The 15,995-nt window shown below is 68.3% G+C and carries 13 protein-coding genes; 8 read left to right on the forward strand and 5 right to left on the reverse strand.

Annotated elements, in window-relative coordinates; genetic code table 11:
- Window positions 1–15: 15 nt before the first annotated feature.
- Together KDB67_RS06710 and menD are read right to left on the reverse strand one after the other, a co-directional pair.
- Window positions 16–471 (reverse strand): DUF3592 domain-containing protein, encoded by a 456-nt coding sequence (locus tag KDB67_RS06710; RefSeq protein ID WP_291013948.1) that lies wholly within the window; start codon window positions 469–471, stop codon window positions 16–18.
- Complete coding sequence (menD, locus tag KDB67_RS06715) at window positions 468–2,153, reverse strand: 2-succinyl-5-enolpyruvyl-6-hydroxy-3-cyclohexene-1-carboxylic-acid synthase (RefSeq protein ID WP_291013951.1); 1,686 nt, start codon at window positions 2,151–2,153, stop codon at window positions 468–470. The genes KDB67_RS06710 and menD overlap by 4 nt, the downstream gene beginning before the upstream one ends.
- A 43-nt stretch (window positions 2,154–2,196) precedes the next feature.
- On the opposite strand from menD, the gene KDB67_RS06720 reads away from it, so the two are divergent.
- The gene (locus KDB67_RS06720; protein ID WP_291013953.1) at window positions 2,197–3,477 is read left to right on the forward strand and encodes a saccharopine dehydrogenase NADP-binding domain-containing protein; all 1,281 of its coding nucleotides are present in this window, start codon (window positions 2,197–2,199) and stop codon (window positions 3,475–3,477) included.
- A 29-nt stretch (window positions 3,478–3,506) separates the two neighbouring features.
- Here KDB67_RS06720 and KDB67_RS06725 read toward each other — a convergent pair whose 3' ends face one another.
- Both KDB67_RS06725 and KDB67_RS06730 read right to left on the reverse strand, forming a co-directional pair.
- A complete protein-coding gene (locus KDB67_RS06725) occupies window positions 3,507–5,078 on the reverse strand; it encodes a lipopolysaccharide biosynthesis protein (RefSeq protein ID WP_291013956.1) in 1,572 nt (523 codons plus the stop codon).
- Between the two features lie 31 nt (window positions 5,079–5,109).
- Window positions 5,110–6,372, reverse strand: coding sequence for a glycosyltransferase family 4 protein (locus KDB67_RS06730; protein ID WP_291013959.1), 1,263 nt, complete (start codon window positions 6,370–6,372; stop codon window positions 5,110–5,112).
- Between the two features lie 460 nt (window positions 6,373–6,832).
- Between KDB67_RS06730 and KDB67_RS06735 the strand changes: the two genes are divergently transcribed.
- The 6 genes from KDB67_RS06735 to KDB67_RS06760 are packed head-to-tail and all read left to right on the forward strand — an operon-like array spanning window position 6,833 to window position 14,197.
- Window positions 6,833–7,483, forward strand: a complete 651-nt coding sequence (locus KDB67_RS06735) for a hypothetical protein (RefSeq protein ID WP_291013962.1) — start codon at window positions 6,833–6,835, stop codon at window positions 7,481–7,483.
- Window positions 7,480–9,669: an O-antigen ligase family protein gene (locus KDB67_RS06740; protein ID WP_291013964.1), complete on the forward strand. Its 2,190-nt coding sequence runs from the start codon at window positions 7,480–7,482 to the stop codon at window positions 9,667–9,669. Before KDB67_RS06735 ends, KDB67_RS06740 begins: the two co-directional genes overlap by 4 nt.
- A complete protein-coding gene (locus KDB67_RS06745; protein WP_291013966.1) occupies window positions 9,666–10,847 on the forward strand; it encodes a glycosyltransferase family 4 protein in 1,182 nt (393 codons plus the stop codon). The genes KDB67_RS06740 and KDB67_RS06745 overlap by 4 nt, the downstream gene beginning before the upstream one ends.
- A complete protein-coding gene (locus KDB67_RS06750; protein ID WP_291013968.1) occupies window positions 10,844–11,821 on the forward strand; it encodes a hypothetical protein in 978 nt (325 codons plus the stop codon). The genes KDB67_RS06745 and KDB67_RS06750 overlap by 4 nt, the downstream gene beginning before the upstream one ends.
- 1 nt (window position 11,822) lies before the next feature.
- A complete protein-coding gene (locus KDB67_RS06755; RefSeq protein WP_291013970.1) occupies window positions 11,823–12,953 on the forward strand; it encodes a glycosyltransferase in 1,131 nt (376 codons plus the stop codon).
- Window positions 12,950–14,197 carry a glycosyltransferase gene (locus KDB67_RS06760; RefSeq protein ID WP_291013972.1) on the forward strand — a complete coding sequence of 416 codons (1,248 nt, stop codon included), beginning with the start codon at window positions 12,950–12,952 and terminating at the stop codon, window positions 14,195–14,197. The genes KDB67_RS06755 and KDB67_RS06760 overlap by 4 nt, the downstream gene beginning before the upstream one ends.
- 42 nt (window positions 14,198–14,239) lie before the next feature.
- Here the strand turns inward: KDB67_RS06760 and KDB67_RS06765 are convergent, their stop codons facing one another.
- Window positions 14,240–14,857: a PaaI family thioesterase gene (locus KDB67_RS06765; protein WP_291014022.1), complete on the reverse strand. Its 618-nt coding sequence runs from the start codon at window positions 14,855–14,857 to the stop codon at window positions 14,240–14,242.
- A gap of 148 nt (window positions 14,858–15,005) precedes the next feature.
- Between KDB67_RS06765 and KDB67_RS06770 the strand changes: the two genes are divergently transcribed.
- Window positions 15,006–15,965 carry a 1,4-dihydroxy-2-naphthoyl-CoA synthase gene (locus tag KDB67_RS06770; protein WP_291013975.1) on the forward strand — a complete coding sequence of 320 codons (960 nt, stop codon included), beginning with the start codon at window positions 15,006–15,008 and terminating at the stop codon, window positions 15,963–15,965.
- The last annotated feature ends 30 nt before the right edge of the window (window positions 15,966–15,995 follow it).

Consider the following 15,995-nt stretch of genomic DNA (forward strand, 5'->3'; position numbering starts at 1 on the left):
TATCACGCTACTGGGTCACCGATCGCCCGCAGTCACCCGATCAGGCCGGCGGGCGGTGAGCCTTCGGTTGGTTTCGGCCAGCCCGATCACGACGGCGCCGATGACCAGCCACAGCAGCGCCACCACCGACACGGCGGGCACGATCGACAGGCTCGCGTCGCGGCCGGCTGGGCGAGCCAGGTCGGGGTTGGTGGCGTCGTACTCGACGCTGATCCGCTGGCCCTGGGTCAGTTCGGTGGGGTAGAGCAGGCCCAGGCGCGGGCTGTGCAGCTGGCCGTCGGGGGTCTGGAAGCTGACGTCGGCGCGCAGGTCGCCCGCGTACAGGACGTCGGCCATGACGGTGGCCTTGTGCGCCTCGATCTGGTGGTCGTTGCGGTAGCACGCGATCACCAGCACCGCACCCATCACGGTGCCGACGAGCCCGACCAGCAGTAATCCCTTCTGGACACGCCGCAACACCGCCGCATTCATGGGATTTCCCGGTACCGGGCGGCGATGGCCGCGTGGAGGTCGCGCAGCCGGGCGCGATCGGTGCTGACCTCCACGACCTCGAGCCCGCCGGGCACCTCGGTCTGCAGGTAGCCACTCAATTCGCCGAGGCTCACCCGCCGGTGGGCGATGTGGAATCCGGCGCACAGCGCTGCCAGGTCGGTGCGATGCGGGGTGCCGAACACCCGCTCATACGCCCCCTCGTACGGACCGGTGTTGAAGCGGGGGTCACCTTGTTCGAGCAGCCCGAAGATACCGCCGCCGTCGTCGTTGGCGACGACGATCCGCAGATTGGACGGACGTGGTTCGCCGGGCCCGATGAGCAGGCCGGTCGCGTCGTGCACAAACGTCAGATCGCCCATGAGCGCGACGGTGCGGGCACCGGGGTCACGCGATTGCAGGTCGAGGGCGGCGCCGATGGCGGTCGAGTTGGTGCCGTCGATGCCGGCGACTCCCCGGTTCGACAGCACCCGGACTTCGGGACTGACGCGGCCGGCGAGCGCGATGTCGCGGATCGGGTTGCTCGCCCCCACCACCAGCTGGTCACCGGGCCGCAGTGCCGCCGACACCGCCCGCGCCACATGCAGTCCGGTGGTGTTGCCGGGTACGTCGAGTTCGGCGTCGACCGCGGTGACCACCTGGTGCTGAGTGTCGGCGCAGTGTTTGAGCCATGCCTCGGCGGGGGCGCCGGTGACCTCGGCGCGGGTTCCGGTGGCGTACACATTGCCCGACACGTCGGGCCAGCGCGGGCCGGTGGTCAGTGCGTACACACGCACATTCGGGTCGGCGAGCAGCCGCGACACCCCGCGATGCAGGGTGGGGCGCCCGCAGATGATGGCCTGCCGCGGCGATATCAGGTCAAGCGCAAGCGGGTGCAGCGGCGTGACCACGGCAGGAGCAGTGGGTTCGGCGACCGTGGGCACCGCGGCGAGTTCGGGATGGACGCCCGCGCCGTGACCGGACACGACGACGGTGTCGAGGGTCAGGTCGATCGGTAACGGGACGTCGAGCCTGCCGACGGGCGCCTGCGTCCATGGCAGCCCTCCGGGGCGGCCCTCGAAGATCCCCAGGTCCTGCTGAGCCTCGCCGGGGTCGGCCGGAATGAGCGGCTCGCGCAGTGGGATGTCGAACTGGACGGGCCCGGCGTTACCGGTGCGGGCACCGCGTGCCGCGGCCAGCACCCGGCCGACGGCCGACCGCCACTGCGAATTGGTGTCCAGGTCCTGCTCGGCCAGGCCGAGACTGATCGCGGCCCGCACCTGGGTACCGAAGATCCCGAACTGTTCGATGGTCTGATTCGCCCCCGATCCGAGCAGCTCGTACGGCCGGTTCGCCGACACCACCACCAGCGGCACGCGGGCGTAGTTGGCCTCGAATACGGCCGGTGACATGTTGGCGACGGCGGTGCCGCTGGTCATGATGATCGGCACCGGCTGCCGCGACGCCGCGGCCAGGCCGAGCGCCAGGAAACCGGCCGAGCGTTCGTCGATCCGCACATGCAGCCGGAGCCGTCCGGCGGTGTCGGCCGCGTGCAACGCGAATGCCAGCGGCGCGTTTCGCGAACCCGGGCAGAGCACCGCCTCACGCACCCCGCCGCGGATCAGTTCGTCGACGATGACCCGTGCCTGCAGGGTGGACGGGTATTCGGTGCGAGGCTGGTGCATCCTCCCACCCTAAATGGGGCCGCGGGAGTCTAGAGTCGGACGTATGAGTGAAGACACAACGACGGTGTCCGATAAGTCCGGTAAGCGCGAGTTCGACGTCGTCGTGTTCGGTGCGACGGGCTTCGTCGGCGAACTCACCGCACGCTACCTGGCCACACATGCCCCGGTCGGGACCAAGATCGCGCTGGCCGGGCGTTCGGAGGCCAAACTCGTCGCATTGCGTGAACGCATCGGCGGGGCCGCAACCGACTGGCCGGTCATCGTCGCCGACGCGGACTCACCTGCTTCCCTCGATGCGATGGTCTCCCGCACCCGCGTGGTATGCACCACCGTCGGCCCGTACCTCAAGTACGGCGAGGCACTGGTGGTGGCCGCGGCGACCGCCGGCACCGACTACGTCGACCTGACCGGCGAGGTGCCGTTCGTGCGGTTCTCCATCGACAAGGCCCACGATCTCGCCGCGGGCTCCGGTGCGCGCATCGTGCATTCGTGCGGTTTCGACTCGATTCCGTCGGATCTGACGGTGTGGGCGCTGTATCGCAAGATCGCCGCCGACCGCGCCGGGGAGCTCACCGACACCACATTCGTGTTGCAGTCCTTCCGTGGCGGGGTGTCGGGCGGCACCATCGATTCAGTGCGGGTCATCGCCGATCAGGCCAAGGACTCACAGGTACGCAGGCTTATGCTCAATCCGCAGGCGCTGTCGTCGGGCCCGGGCGACCCGCCCCGATCCGAAATGCGTTCGGAGCCCAGCGATCTCAATATCGTATCGGCCCGCAAGGTGGATCCGTCACTATCGGGGACACTGGCCCCGTTCTTCATGGCCTCGCACAACACCCGCATCGTCCGGCGCTCGAATGCTTTGCTGGAAGGCGGTTATGGCGCGAACTTCCACTACGGCGAGACGATGAACGTCGGCGACATTCCGGTGGTGTCGGCGGTCACCGCCGGGCTCGTCGGGGTGGGCACAGGCGCATTCCTGGGCGCCATGAGTTTCGGGCCGACGCGTCGGCTGCTGGACCGGGTACTGCCCGCACCCGGCGAGGGACCGAACCAAAAGACCAGGGACAAAGGACATTTCACTGCCGAGGCGTTCACCACCAGCACCACCGGCCGACGCTACCGGGCCCGCTTCCGTGGCCACGGCGATCCCGGCTACAAGGCGACCGCGGTGATGCTCGGCGAGAGCGCCCTGGCCCTGGCCCTCGACCGCGACAGGCTCCCCGACCACCACGGGGTGCTCACCCCGGCAGTGGCGATGGGCGATGTCCTCACCGAACGCCTGAACCACGCGGGCTTCTCCATCGGCGCGGTAGCGCTGTAAGTCACCGCCCTGTAGTCACTGTCGTGTGGTCATTCCGGTTCGACCGGCTTGCGGGCGCGGAGCCTGCCGGCCAACGAGCCCGTCAGACGTAACAACACGCGCACCCGCTCTCTGTCGACGACGGCCAGTGCCAGTCCGTATACGACCCCGTAGACGAGGCATTCCACGATTACCCGCGGCAGGCCCGGTTGTTCGTCGACCAGCAGTATCCGGCCGGCGATGAGCGGAGCGAACGAAATGACCGCCGCCGCTCCCGCCGGTACCACGCAGCGCAAGGTCTCCCGGCCGCTCACCCCGACGATGGGTCGCGCGCACATGACACACGCCGCGCCGGTGGCCAGCGACATGACCGACAGCACAATACCGACGTACACCAGCCCGTGGTGGGCGGCGACGAGAACGGCCGGAACCCCCACGCCGAGGTCGACGATCGACAGCCACATCAGCACCCGCGTTCGGCCGGCCCCTTTGACGGCTTCGCCGGCCACCGCGTAGAGCGCCATCCCCGGGCCGACACCGGCCAGCCCCTCCGCCAGTACGCCCGCCGGCCGCCACTGCTCCCCCAGCAACGCCACCATGACCGGTTCGCCCGCCACGATCATCACCAGACCGACGGGGGCGGCCACACACCAGATCCAGCCGAGTGCGCGCAGGTATGCGTGGCGGAAGCGTTCGGCTTCCCCCGCGATCGCGGCGAATGCCGGCAACAGCACATACGAGCACACCTGGATGATGGCGATCGACGGCATCATTCCCAGCCGCAGACCGTAGCGGAACTGCCCGAGTTTCGGGGTGCCCAGCACCCGGCCGACGATCGTCTGGTTCAGCACATCCCGGCTCTGCTCGGCGAGCGCGTAGACCAGCAGCGGCGCCGAGAACGTAGCCAGCTCCCGCCATATCCGGAACGAGGCCAGCCGCAGCGACGGACGCCACCGTGCCAGCCACCAGCTCATGATCACCCACACGATCTGCGAGAGATACGTCCCGATGACCATCGACCACGCACCGAATCCGGCCAGCGCCAGCGAGATCGCCGTCACCGCATAGGTGATGGTCACGATCGGGTCGATGACCAGCCTGCGGTAGAACTTCATCTCGCGCTGCATCAGCGCGTCCGGTACCGCGGTGCACGCATGCAGAATCACCATGCCGCTACTGGCCGCGGCGATCCAGCCGACCTTGTCACTATGGAAGATCATCGCCAGCAGCGGCGCGGCCGCGGCCACCGCCAGGCCGAATCCGACACCGGTGCAGAACGTGACGACGAGGGCCGTGTTGGCGGCCCGTTCGATGTCGTGGCGCCGGGCGATGAGTGCCTGCGCCATCGACCCCTGGGTGATCTCGGCGATAAAGCTGAGCAGCACGGTCCCCGCGATGAACAGTCCCACCTCGGCCGGTCCGAGCAGCCGGCCCAGGACCAGGGTCTGAACCGCGCCGACCCCCTGGACTATGACCAGCCCGCCGGCCGCCGCCCCGGCGCCCTTGAGAAGATGCCCGGTCAGTCCACCGGATGCCCCCGGCTCCTTGTCCTCGGGCTCCTTGTCCTCGGGCTCCTTGTCCTCGGGCTCCTTGTCCTCGGGCTCCGGGGCGCGGTGGGTCACCGGTTCCTCCGGCCGGGGCACTTCCCCGACATCACCCGAATGCTCTGTCGTAGGCCGCGAACACCGCCGGGCGCGAATAGACCGCATCGAAGTGAGCCGCCGAGGCGCGCGCGATGCGCGCATTGTGACCCGGCGAGGTCAGCTCACACATCTGCGCACAGATGGCGGCCGGTTCGTCGGCGACCAGGATCCCGGCGTCGGCACCGCTCACGATGCCCTCGGCGCCGACGGTCGTCGAGACCACCGGGATGCCCCGCGCGAGCGCCTCGATCACCTTGAGCTTGATTCCCGAACCGAACCGCAGCGGGTTGAGCATCGCCGACGCATCGGCCAGCGCCCCGTTCAAATCCTCGACGAACCCTTCGACGCTCACGCTGTCGCCGTATCGGCCCGCCAACGCGCGCAACGCTTCCGAGGCCTCCCGGCCGATCACCCGCAGCCGCGCACCGGGGAGCGCGCGCAGGACCAGCGGCCAGATCTCGCTCAGCAGCCACGTCAACCCGTCGTCGTTGTGCGGCAGGGACAGCAGCCCGAGGAAGACGAACACAGGCCGGCCGGCCTCCGGCTCGCGACGCTCCGCGTTCGCACCTCCGGGCGCGAGGCGCACCAGCGGGGGCAGCGATCGCACGCGGTCACGGGAAACGCCGGTACGGGCGGCGAGCTCAACAGCCTCAGCCTCGCTGATCAGCAGGCTGGTGCCGAAGGTGGTGGCCACCCGGTCCTCGCTACGGCGCACCAGTCGTCGTTCGGTGCGCAGCAGCGCGTTGCGGCCGTGCCGGTTGTCGGCGATCGGGCGCAGCGGCGACGGGACATGGGCGGCGAAGTTGCCCAGCGGCCGGATGTCGACATCGGGAAACCGCCGCGCGGCCGCCAGCATCGCGGTGTACCGCTCTGAGAACAGGTCGTCGAGGTAACACACCTGTTTCGAGGCACTCTCGTCCGCGTACTGCGCCATGCGCACGGTGTCGTACACCTGCCGCGAAGGCCGTACCTGTTCGCGGATGCGATCGATGCCGTGGCCGACCGCGCGCGATCGGAGCAACGCCTCCTGGATGCTCGATCGCCCGGTCGTCGCCCGCAGCGCGACATTGCCGACGGCGGTGAGCCGCCCGGGACCGGGTACGTGGTGCAGGGTCACCGGGAATCGCTCGGGGGGACGCCCGCCAACCAGTAGATAGTGCACACCGCCGGGCCCGTATCGCTCCCTGAAGTAGTCCACGAATCCGGCGAGGACTACCTTCTTGCCGGCATCGACGGGGTATGGGTCGACCGCACTGACCAGCATCACCGTCATCGCATCAGTTCCGTCCGTCGCCGCCCTCTATCAGCGGATGTACTAACTTGTGGCAACACTTACGTGTCGGCCTTCATGCGTACCGACGAGGCGAGCCGAACAGCCACGGCGGAAGTCCTGCATAAATCCGGGTCGTCACCGTCCCCGGGTATACCGATCCGATGGAAGTTGAGAGTTATCACACGCCGCCATGTACGACGGGCCAGCGAGCCCAGAATCCCACCCTATTTCGGGGATGCGAGGGCTCTCGAAATGATGTCAGCCGTAGGCATTTCATGAAATGTACCAGAATTTCACATTGGTGCTGATGAGTGAAATGTCACCGCTTCGGCAGGCTTGCTCGACCACGGCCGGACCGCGACCTACCGGTACTATCCACCCTAGTTAAGGTGGCATCCATATCGACACATAACCGCGGAGCGCCGTCCCGAAGTCGCGACACTAAATGTCCGGAGAGAGCATGACACGCCCCATCGGTACCCGCACCCGCGCCATCATCAGCGCCGGAGTACTGCTCGGCGCGCTAGTGGGCATGCTGCTGTCCTGGTCCCTGACCCCGAACGAGACCCGCTATGTCGCAAAAGCCGATGTCGCCCTCCTCCCCCCGAAAAAGCTGTCAACCGCCCGGAGTTCCGGATTCTGGGAGGTGCTCACCGGCGGCCAGTTGCCGAAAACGGTGGCACTGATCTATCAGGACACCGACCGGTGGCTTCCGGTGATGGCAGCCGCCGCCGACGTCGAGCAGTCAGATCTCACTCTCACCGCGGCCGCGATTCCGGAGACGACCATGCTGACGGTGTCCGTGGAGGCACCGACCTCGACCGCGGCCGAGCGCGGCCTGGCGGCAGTGCTCTCCGCCGCTTCGAGCAACGTCAAAAGCATCGCCAGACCGTTCGAGGTCGAGGTGATCAAGACGGTGGCAGGCAGTGCCCGGCCGGTCGCGAAGTCCTCGCCGACGCAGGTCGCGATCCTCGGGGCGGCGGCCGGAGCGCTGCTCGGTCTCGGCGCGGCACTGGCGATCACCCGGGGGGCCGGACGCCACCGCATGCGCGGTGCGGGCGCCGCCGATGAGGCTACGACCAGGCGTGCCGTGACCAGGCCCTACGAATGAACGCCGCCGGACGCCTGCACCCGGTGACCGCACCGGTCCTGGCTCCCGAACCCCCGTCGACCCCCAGTCAGGGCACCCCCAGTCAGGGCACCCCCAGTCAGGGCACCCCCAGTCAGGGCACCCACAGACAGGGCATCCCCCGTCAGGGCGCCCCAAGGGCGGACACATTCCAGACGGCGGTGGACCGGATCGTGGTGCAGGCCCGGACCCAGGCTCCGGCGCTGCTCATCGTCGCCGGTCTGGCCGCACTCGGCGCCATCACCGTCGCAGGCATGTCCTCGCCGCTTATCATCTGCGCAGTCCCCGTCGCGGTCGCCTTCGCCTGGTTCGTGGCCCAGAACCCGTCGTGGACTGCCGTCACGATCATCGTCGTCGAAGTGACGAATCTGTCCGGCGTGCTGGCCGGACGCACGTCCCTACCGATCTTCCACGCGTCCGTCGCTCTCGGCGGCACGGCCCTGATCCTGGCGTTGCGCGAGGAGCAACACAGGCGACGGCTCAACCGGTGGACCGCGGTCGCCGCGGTGCTGCTGGCGTGTTACCTCGCGGGGAAGGCGCTGTCTGCGATAGCCAGCTCCGATGTTGCCACTTCCGAGGCCGATCTGGTTCGCGCGTTCATCGACTGCTCGTTCGTGCTCCTGGTACTGATGCTCGTCCAGGTGTCCGGTGGCCACTGGACGGCCGCCGCGGCATTCGTCGTACCTCTGGCTGTGATGTCGGCGATGACGCTGATCAACGAGCTGGTCTTCGGCGGAACCAATTCACTCGGTGGTTTCGCCGACGCGACCCAGGCACTCGGCGAGGGCATCACGACGCTGCGATACGGCGGGCCGCTGCCTGATTCGAATTTCTGGGGGCGGCACCTCGTGCTGGGTCTGTCGCTTGCTGCCGCGCTCACCGCACGGTGCCTGCGCGCGGGTCAACACGCCCGGACTGCATTCTGGCTGGTCGCGGCGTCGCTGCTGCTGATCGGCATCTACCTCACCCAGTCCCGGGGCACGTTTCTCGCCGCCGGAGTGGCGCTGTGCGTGTTCGTGGTCCTGGTCGGCCCGACGGCGCGACGGTGGAGCGTCGTCGCGATCCCCGCGCTCATCGCCGTTCTCCTTCTCACTCCCGGGATCGGTGACCGGCTGTTATCGGCGGCCTCCGAGATCAACTCGAGCAGCACCGACATCGCCGACCTCGACCCCTCGCTCCTCGGCCGGATGTCATCCCAGGAGATCGCCCGGCTGATGTTCACCGAACGTCCGGTGTTCGGCTACGGCGCGGGAACCTACGGCCTTCAGGTGGACGCCCATCAGGACCAGGTGCCTACCGCACTCGGCCGGCCGCTGACCACCGAGCTGGCCCCGAACGCCCCGCACAACCTGTACCTGGAACTACTCGCCGAAACCGGTGTCGTGGGCCTGATCAGCTGGGCCATCATGTTCGTCGGATTTCTGATTCTCGGACTTATGGGGATCGTCTCCCGGCCACGCGACCCCGACCGGCTGCTCACCACGGCGGTGTGCGCGGCGATCGTCGCCTGGGGTGCGGCCAGTATCACCCTGCACATTGCGTATTTCCGCACGTTCGGCATCATTCTGGCGCTGGCGGCCGCGCTCGCACCGGAGTGGCCGGACGGCCGGGACAGGGTGCGCCACAGCGCGCGACAGGCAGCGGCCGTCATCGCTGCGGTTGCCGCCGGCGCCTGCACGGCCGGCATCGTACTGATCAATACCCGAGACTCGCAGGATGTCACTGAACAACACGTCACCCTGCGACCCGTCGGTCAGGTGGACGGCTATTACAGCTACGCACTCAATATCCGCAATCGCAAACAGTTCCTGCCCACCGTGGCGCGGATCATCGACCCCGACGTCGACGGCGTCACCGTCGCGGCCGACCCGGTCCGGGGGACGATCCGGATCACCGCCACCGCCGCCCCGACGCGAAGCCGCGGCCTTGTCGAGACCGCGGTGAGGCAAGCGCAAAACCGCTCCACCAAGTATCTGGGCCACCGTCAGTACAGTTTCACCGAAGTAGGACCGGCCATCACCCGGACCACGGCGTCGATATCACCGCGCGCCGCCACCACGGCGGTGATAGCGGGCCTGCTCGTCGCCGTCGGCGGGTGGGCCGTGCTCCGCCCGACTCGACACACCGCCACGACCGGCAAACGAAACCGAGAGGTTGTCCCTGCATGACCCGTCCGACAGTATTCGTGGAATTCTCCCCGTCGGGAGGGCTGTTCCAGTTCGGTGCGCAGCTGGGCCAGGCACTCGCCGCCGACGGCCGGCAGGTCGAGCTATGGACCGGACCCGACCCCGAACTCTCCTTTCACACCGATGGATTCTCCATCCGTTCGGTGCTGCCCACCTGGCACCCGGCCGATCAGGAGGTTCGCTCGCGTGCCGTTCGCCTGATCCGGCGGCCGCTGCGGGCGGCGCAACTGGTGCTGGCCTGGATCGTGCTCGGCGCACTCCTGATCCGGTCCCGCCCACGCGCCGTCGTCTTCTCACACTGGCGGTTCGCCTTCGAGCCCGCGTTCGTCGCCGTGTACGCCCGGCTCCTGCCTCGGACCGCCTTCGCCCTGATCGCCCATGAACCCTTTCCCCGGTCCGATGCCAAGGACACCAGCACGGTCAAGTCCGGCCGCGTCCTGCAGGCCTGCTTCGCCGCGGCCTGGCAACAACTCGACGTGGTGTTCGTACTTGGTTCGCGCACAAAGGAACTGGTGCAGGATCATTGGCGCCCCCACTGCCCTGTCCTGGTCATCGAACACGGCGACGAGGGGGCGCTGGACCCCGAACCCGACGCCACCACACCCGTTGCGGACACCGCGCCGGTCGCCCTCTTCTTCGGCACCTGGACCGCGTACAAGGGCATCGACGTACTGCTGGACGCGTTCGAACACGTCCGCGCCGAACGTCCGGATGCCGAACTCGTCATGGCCGGAGCGGTGGGCGCCGACGTCGACCTGCCCGCGGTCCTCGCACGAGCCGAGTCCATCGGGAACGTGACGACGACGACCGGATACATCCCCACCGACCAGGTCGCGCGGATCGTCGGATCGGCCCGCCTGCTGGTCACCCCCTACGTACGGGCAAGCCAGAGCGGCGTGGTGCACCTGGCGTACACCTTCGGCAGGCCTGTCGTCGCCACGGAGGTCGGTGACCTCGCCGAGGCGGTACACGACGGCGAGAACGGCCTGCTCGTGCCGCCGCAGGACCCCGCGGCGCTCGCGGCGGCCATGCTCAAGCTGCTGACCGACCCACAACTGGCCGCAGCTCTCGGCGCCGCCGGGCACGAACATGTCGCCGGAGCCTGGCAACGCACTGCCACGATCGTCGGCGACGCACTGAAGGAGGCCACGACGCCATGAGCACAAACCACATTCGCCGTCGAACCGGCCACCGTCCGCGCTACCTGCGGATGCTCATCGTCCTGTCGGCACTGATACCGGCGACGGTCTGCGCCGGCTCCTACTCGGCTTCCGCCGACGTACGGTCCGGTACCGCGGCCCGGCCGTTCGCCGCTTCGGCACCGTGGAACACGACGATCGGCCATTACCCGAGTACTGATCCGCGCAGCGCGCAGATGGTGCGATCACTGCAACCCCCAGTGGCCCTGCATACCTCGATCGTGGAGTTCGGCATTCCCGTCTACGTCGCCGGACGGAGTACCCCGCGCTACTCGGTCCCCTGCCGGGTGACCACCTGGGGCCCCTGTCCCTTCAGCGGTCTCTCAGTACCCGTACCGAATGGGGCCCGACCTTCCACCGGAAGCGATAGTGCGATGGTGGTCGTGGACGAACGCACAAACGCGGTGTACGAGTTCTGGCGGGTACACAAACAAGGCCGGAGCTGGTCGGCGGCATTCGGCGCCGTCAACACCCTGACCGGTTCCGGATGGGGCGGTGCCGCGACCGGATCGGGGGCATCGCGGCTCGGCGGGGTCGTCCGGCTGGCCGAGATCGCCCGCGGGAACATCCCGCACGCCCTGGCATTGCAGACCAACAACGCCTGCGCGGTCGTCTTCCGCTCCCCTGCGATCAAGACCGACGGACGCTCGGCCCGATCCGACTGCATACCCGAAGGAGCCAGGTTGCAGCTCGATCCCTCGATCGACCTGAACTCACTCGGGCTCACTCCCGCCGAACGAACTGTGGCCACGGCGATGCAGCGCTACGGCGGCTACATCGTCGACATCGGCAGCTCCGCGTTGAGCGTCAGCTTCGAACGCGATCCGGCCGCCTCCGGCAACCACATCGGCGGCATCTATCGCAACGCGGGCCTGCGCTGGGACTACGACTCCCTCGGCGGCGTGCCGTGGAACCGGCTCCGGGTGGTGAAGTGAGATGCGTGTCCTGGTCCTGATCGACGCCTTCCGGATGGGCGGTGCCGAAACCCTGCTCGCCCCGATGGCTGCCGCCACGCGCCGCACCGATATGACGATGGATTTCGTCGGACTCTCGCCCGAGTCGATGAACGCCGCCAAGACAATGACCATCCTCACCGACGCCGGGGTCACGACGCGCTCGCTGGGGATTCGCCGGCTCCTCGATCCGACCGCGGTACCCAAGCTGGTATCCCTCATCCGCGACGGCCGGTACGACGTTGTGCATGCCCATCTGGAGATGGCGATCACCCTGGCGAAACCCGCCTGCACCCTGACCCGCACCCCGTTGGTATGCACCTTCCATCACGTCGCCGCACCACTGGAAGGGCGTGCGGCACAGCGCGAACGCCTCGCCGTGGCCTCGGCCACCGCGGCCGACCGGGCCCTGTTCGTCTCGAGTGCGTCGCGGGAATCGTTCCGTAAGCTGTACCGACCGCGCCGGATGCCTGCCAACTGGATGGTGCTGCACAACGGGATCGACGTGACCGGCTTCGCCCCTGGGCCGGCCGATCCCGCGGTCCGCGCTCGACTCGGCGGTTCCGCCGGCCGTCCGGTTGTCGTCCTGCCGGCGGCGTTCCGTCGGCCCAAAGGCATTTCGGTGGCCGTCGACGCCTGGCCGCGGGTCCTGGAACAACACCCGGGAGCCGTCCTCGCGCTGGTCGGCGGCGGTGAGCTCGACGCCGAGCTGCGCGCACAGGTCACCGCAGCAGGGCTGACCGATTCGGTACGTTTCGCCGGTGTGCGCACCGACATGCCCGACATCTACCGGGCCGCCGATATCACCGTCCTGCCGAGCACCCATGAGAACCTGCCCACCGTGCTGATCGAGGCATCGGCCGCCGGTTGCGCAGTCGCCGCCACCCGGGTCGGCGGAATCCCCGACATCATCGACGACGGCCGGACCGGACTGCTGTTCGAGCCGGGCGACCCGGACGCATTCGCGGACGCCGTCATCCGCCTGCTCGATGATCCCGGCCTACGCACCGAGATGACGGACGCGGCGCTGCGGCGCGCGCGGGAACATTTTTCCGCCGACGCGTGGCTGGCCCGGCTGCGGGAGACCTACCTCGACGTGCAGCCGGCATTATGACGGCGCCACGCGATCTCTGGTACATGGTGTCGCGGTTTCCGGTGGTGTCCGAGACGTTCATCGTGCGTGAACTCGATGCGATATCGGTGGGTACCCCCGATGTCCGGTTGCGGTCGCTGTTCCCCGCGCCGCCCGGGGTGGTCCATCCGATCGCGCAGCCGTGGGTTCCACGGAACCGCCGCCCCGGTGCAGCAGCGGCGATCGCGGGGGTCGTGTGGGCCTGTGTGCGTCATCCGATCCGGTTCCTGCGGGCCCTGGCAGTAGTCGTGACCGGATACGGCCGCCGTCCCGAGCCCGCCGCACGCGCGCTGATCACGTTTGCCCTGGCGTGCGCGCACTCGAAGGAGATCAGCGCCGGACTCACCTCCGGGGAGTTCTCCGCACCCCCGCATATCCACGCTCACTACGCGACGTATCCAGCGCTCGCCGCCTGGGTGTGCCGCGAATTGACCGGAGCCACCTATAGTTTCACCGCCCACGCCCACGATCTGTATGTGGACACCTCGATGTTGCGCCGCAAAGTCCGCGACGCCGAATTCGTGGTCACCATCTCCGGTCACAACCGCGGGCTCCTGACCGCCCTCGATGCCGGTCCGACCCCGATTCACATCGTGCACTGCGGCATCGACACCACCGCGTATCACTATCGCCCGCGCACGATTTCCGCCGACCGGCCGATTCGCGCGCTCTGCGTCGCGTCCCTCCAGGAGTACAAGGGCCACGCCATTCTCCTGCGCGCACTCGCACTCGGCGGCACCGCTGTCGACGGCATCGAGCTCGAGCTCATCGGATCCGGCGCACTGCGCGACGAATTAGATTCCCTTGCAAAACAATTGGGCATTTCCCAGCGGGTCCGATTCCGCGGCGGCCAAACCGAGGACCAGGTGCGCGCCGCACTCGATGCCGCGGACCTGTTCGTCCTGCCCAGCATCGTGGCCCGCGACGGGCAGATGGAAGGACTACCGGTCGCGTTGATGGAGGCATTGGCGTGCGGTGTGCCCACGGTATCCACGTCCCTGTCCGGCATCCCCGAAATCGTGGTCGAGGGCGTGACCGGCCATCTGGCCGAACCCGGCGATGCGCGCAGCCTCAACGATGCGCTCACCCGGGCGGTCACCGCCCACGACGGCAACCTCAGCAATGAGGGCCGCGCGCTCGTGGAGCGTGAGTTCGACATCGCCCGAACCACCGCAGCTCTCACGGAACTACTGGACCACGCCCGGCGCAGACCCACGGCCCCGTAACTCGGTCGGCGAACGGCCTGAGCCGGGCTACAGCCGGTCGGATTACGGCTGGCCGGGGTTGAGGCGGATGAACAGACCGTCGAGTTCGGCGCACAGGCGGTCGCCGTCGTGCATGGTGCCCTTGATGAAGGCTTTGCGGCCCTCGACGCGGTCGGCCCAGGCACGCATCTTCAGCGCGGTGTTGAGCGGGGTGACCGAGCGGTAGTCGACTCTGAGGTAGCCGGTGCGGCAGATGCCGTTGGTGGCCACCGCCGACGCGTATCCGCCGATGTCATCGAAGGCGACGGCGACCTGTCCGCCGTGGGCGGCGTCGTTGCCCCCGAGGTGGTAGTTGGTGAAGGTGACCGTCGCCTCCACCGACCCGTTCTCCCTGTCGATGTTGTCGATGACGAACGGCGGCAGGGTGATGTTGCCGCGGGCCGGCAGGTCGATACGGGTGCCGGCCGGGGTGTGCCACTCGTCGATCTGCACCGCGGCGAGCTTGGCGTTGAGATCTTTGAGGGTGTCGATGAGGTCGTCGCCCATCTCCGGTGTCGGGCACGCCAGCCGCACGTTGTCCATGAACAGCCGCACCTGCTCGATGAACTCGCCGTAGCGGGGACCGCCCCTGTCTCCGACGGCCGGGTCGATCGGCCGGAAGCCGCCCCGGCGCGAACCCACTTCGTCGGCGGAGTCCGCGTCCGCACCGGTCAGTATGTCTTGCACGTCACTCACCCTCTCACCGTAGTAGAACGTGTTCACCCGTGGGTCTCGAACCTCCCACCAACCGACACCGCACGAATCCGGCGTCCCGTTAGGGTGGACGGTCATGAGCACCTCATCGGCAGCGTCCCCCTTCGATCCCGCCCAGTGGGCGGCCGTCCCCGGATTCGGCGATCTCACCGACATCACCTATCACCGGCACACCGGTGAGGGCCGGGCGAACGGCATCGTGCGGATCGCATTCGACCGGCCGGAGGTGCGTAACGCGTTCCGGCCGCATACCGTCGACGAGTTGTATCGCGTCCTCGATCACGCGCGCTGCTCCCCCGATGTCGGGACGGTTCTCCTGACCGGCAACGGGCCGAGCCCCAAGGACGGGGGGTGGGCGTTCTGCAGCGGCGGCGACCAGCGGATTCGCGGTCGGTCGGGGTACCAGTACGCCACCAGCCACGATTCGGACGTCACCGCGGCGGGCGTCGAGGGCGTCGACGAGGCACGGGTGAAGGCCGAGGGTGGGCGGCTGCACATCCTGGAGGTACAGAGACTGATCCGCACAATGCCCAAGGTGGTGATCGCGGTGGTCAACGGCTGGGCGGCGGGCGGCGGGCATTCGCTGCACGTGGTGGCCGACCTGACGCTCGCATCCCGCGAGCACGCCCGATTCAAGCAGACCGACGCCGACGTGGGCTCGTTCGACGCCGGGTACGGCAGCGCCTACCTGGCCAAGCAGGTCGGCCAGAAGTTCGCCCGAGAGATCTTCTTCCTCGGCGAGGCCTACGACGCCGAGACGATGCACCGGATGGGTGCGGTCAACCGGGTCGTCGACCACGCCGAGTTGGAGAACACCGCGATCGACTGGGCGCGCACCATCAACGGCAAGTCGCCGACGGCGCAGCGAATGCTCAAGTTCGCGTTCAACCTCACCGACGACGGGCTGATGGGTCAGCAGGTGTTCGCCGGTGAGGCGACGCGGCTGGCGTACATGACCGACGAGGCCGTGGAGGGTCGGGACGCGTTTCTGGAGAAGCGAGACCCCGACTGGAACGCGTTCCCCTACTACTACTAGTAGTAAGGGAACGGTCGACGCAGGCGTCGG

The organism is Gordonia sp. (in: high G+C Gram-positive bacteria) (assembly GCF_020438995.1).
Classification (GTDB): Bacteria; Actinomycetota; Actinomycetes; order Mycobacteriales; family Mycobacteriaceae; genus Gordonia.

Excerpts from the sequence above, each read along its gene's own strand:
- KDB67_RS06755 (WP_291013970.1), top strand. The coding sequence starts at position 11,823 with ATGCGTGTCCTGGTCCTGATCGACGCCTTCCGGATGGGCGGTGCCGAA.
- KDB67_RS06735 (WP_291013962.1), top strand. The coding sequence starts at position 6,833 with ATGACACGCCCCATCGGTACCCGCACCCGCGCCATCATCAGCGCCGGA.
- KDB67_RS06740 (WP_291013964.1), top strand. The coding sequence starts at position 7,480 with ATGAACGCCGCCGGACGCCTGCACCCGGTGACCGCACCGGTCCTGGCT.
- KDB67_RS06750 (WP_291013968.1), top strand. The coding sequence starts at position 10,844 with ATGAGCACAAACCACATTCGCCGTCGAACCGGCCACCGTCCGCGCTAC.
- KDB67_RS06720 (WP_291013953.1), top strand. The coding sequence starts at position 2,197 with ATGAGTGAAGACACAACGACGGTGTCCGATAAGTCCGGTAAGCGCGAG.
- KDB67_RS06745 (WP_291013966.1), top strand. The coding sequence starts at position 9,666 with ATGACCCGTCCGACAGTATTCGTGGAATTCTCCCCGTCGGGAGGGCTG.
- KDB67_RS06760 (WP_291013972.1), top strand. The coding sequence starts at position 12,950 with ATGACGGCGCCACGCGATCTCTGGTACATGGTGTCGCGGTTTCCGGTG.
- KDB67_RS06770 (WP_291013975.1), top strand. The coding sequence starts at position 15,006 with ATGAGCACCTCATCGGCAGCGTCCCCCTTCGATCCCGCCCAGTGGGCG.
- KDB67_RS06710 (WP_291013948.1), bottom strand. The coding sequence starts at position 471 with ATGAATGCGGCGGTGTTGCGGCGTGTCCAGAAGGGATTACTGCTGGTC.
- KDB67_RS06730 (WP_291013959.1), bottom strand. The coding sequence starts at position 6,372 with ATGACGGTGATGCTGGTCAGTGCGGTCGACCCATACCCCGTCGATGCC.
- menD (WP_291013951.1), bottom strand. The coding sequence starts at position 2,153 with ATGCACCAGCCTCGCACCGAATACCCGTCCACCCTGCAGGCACGGGTC.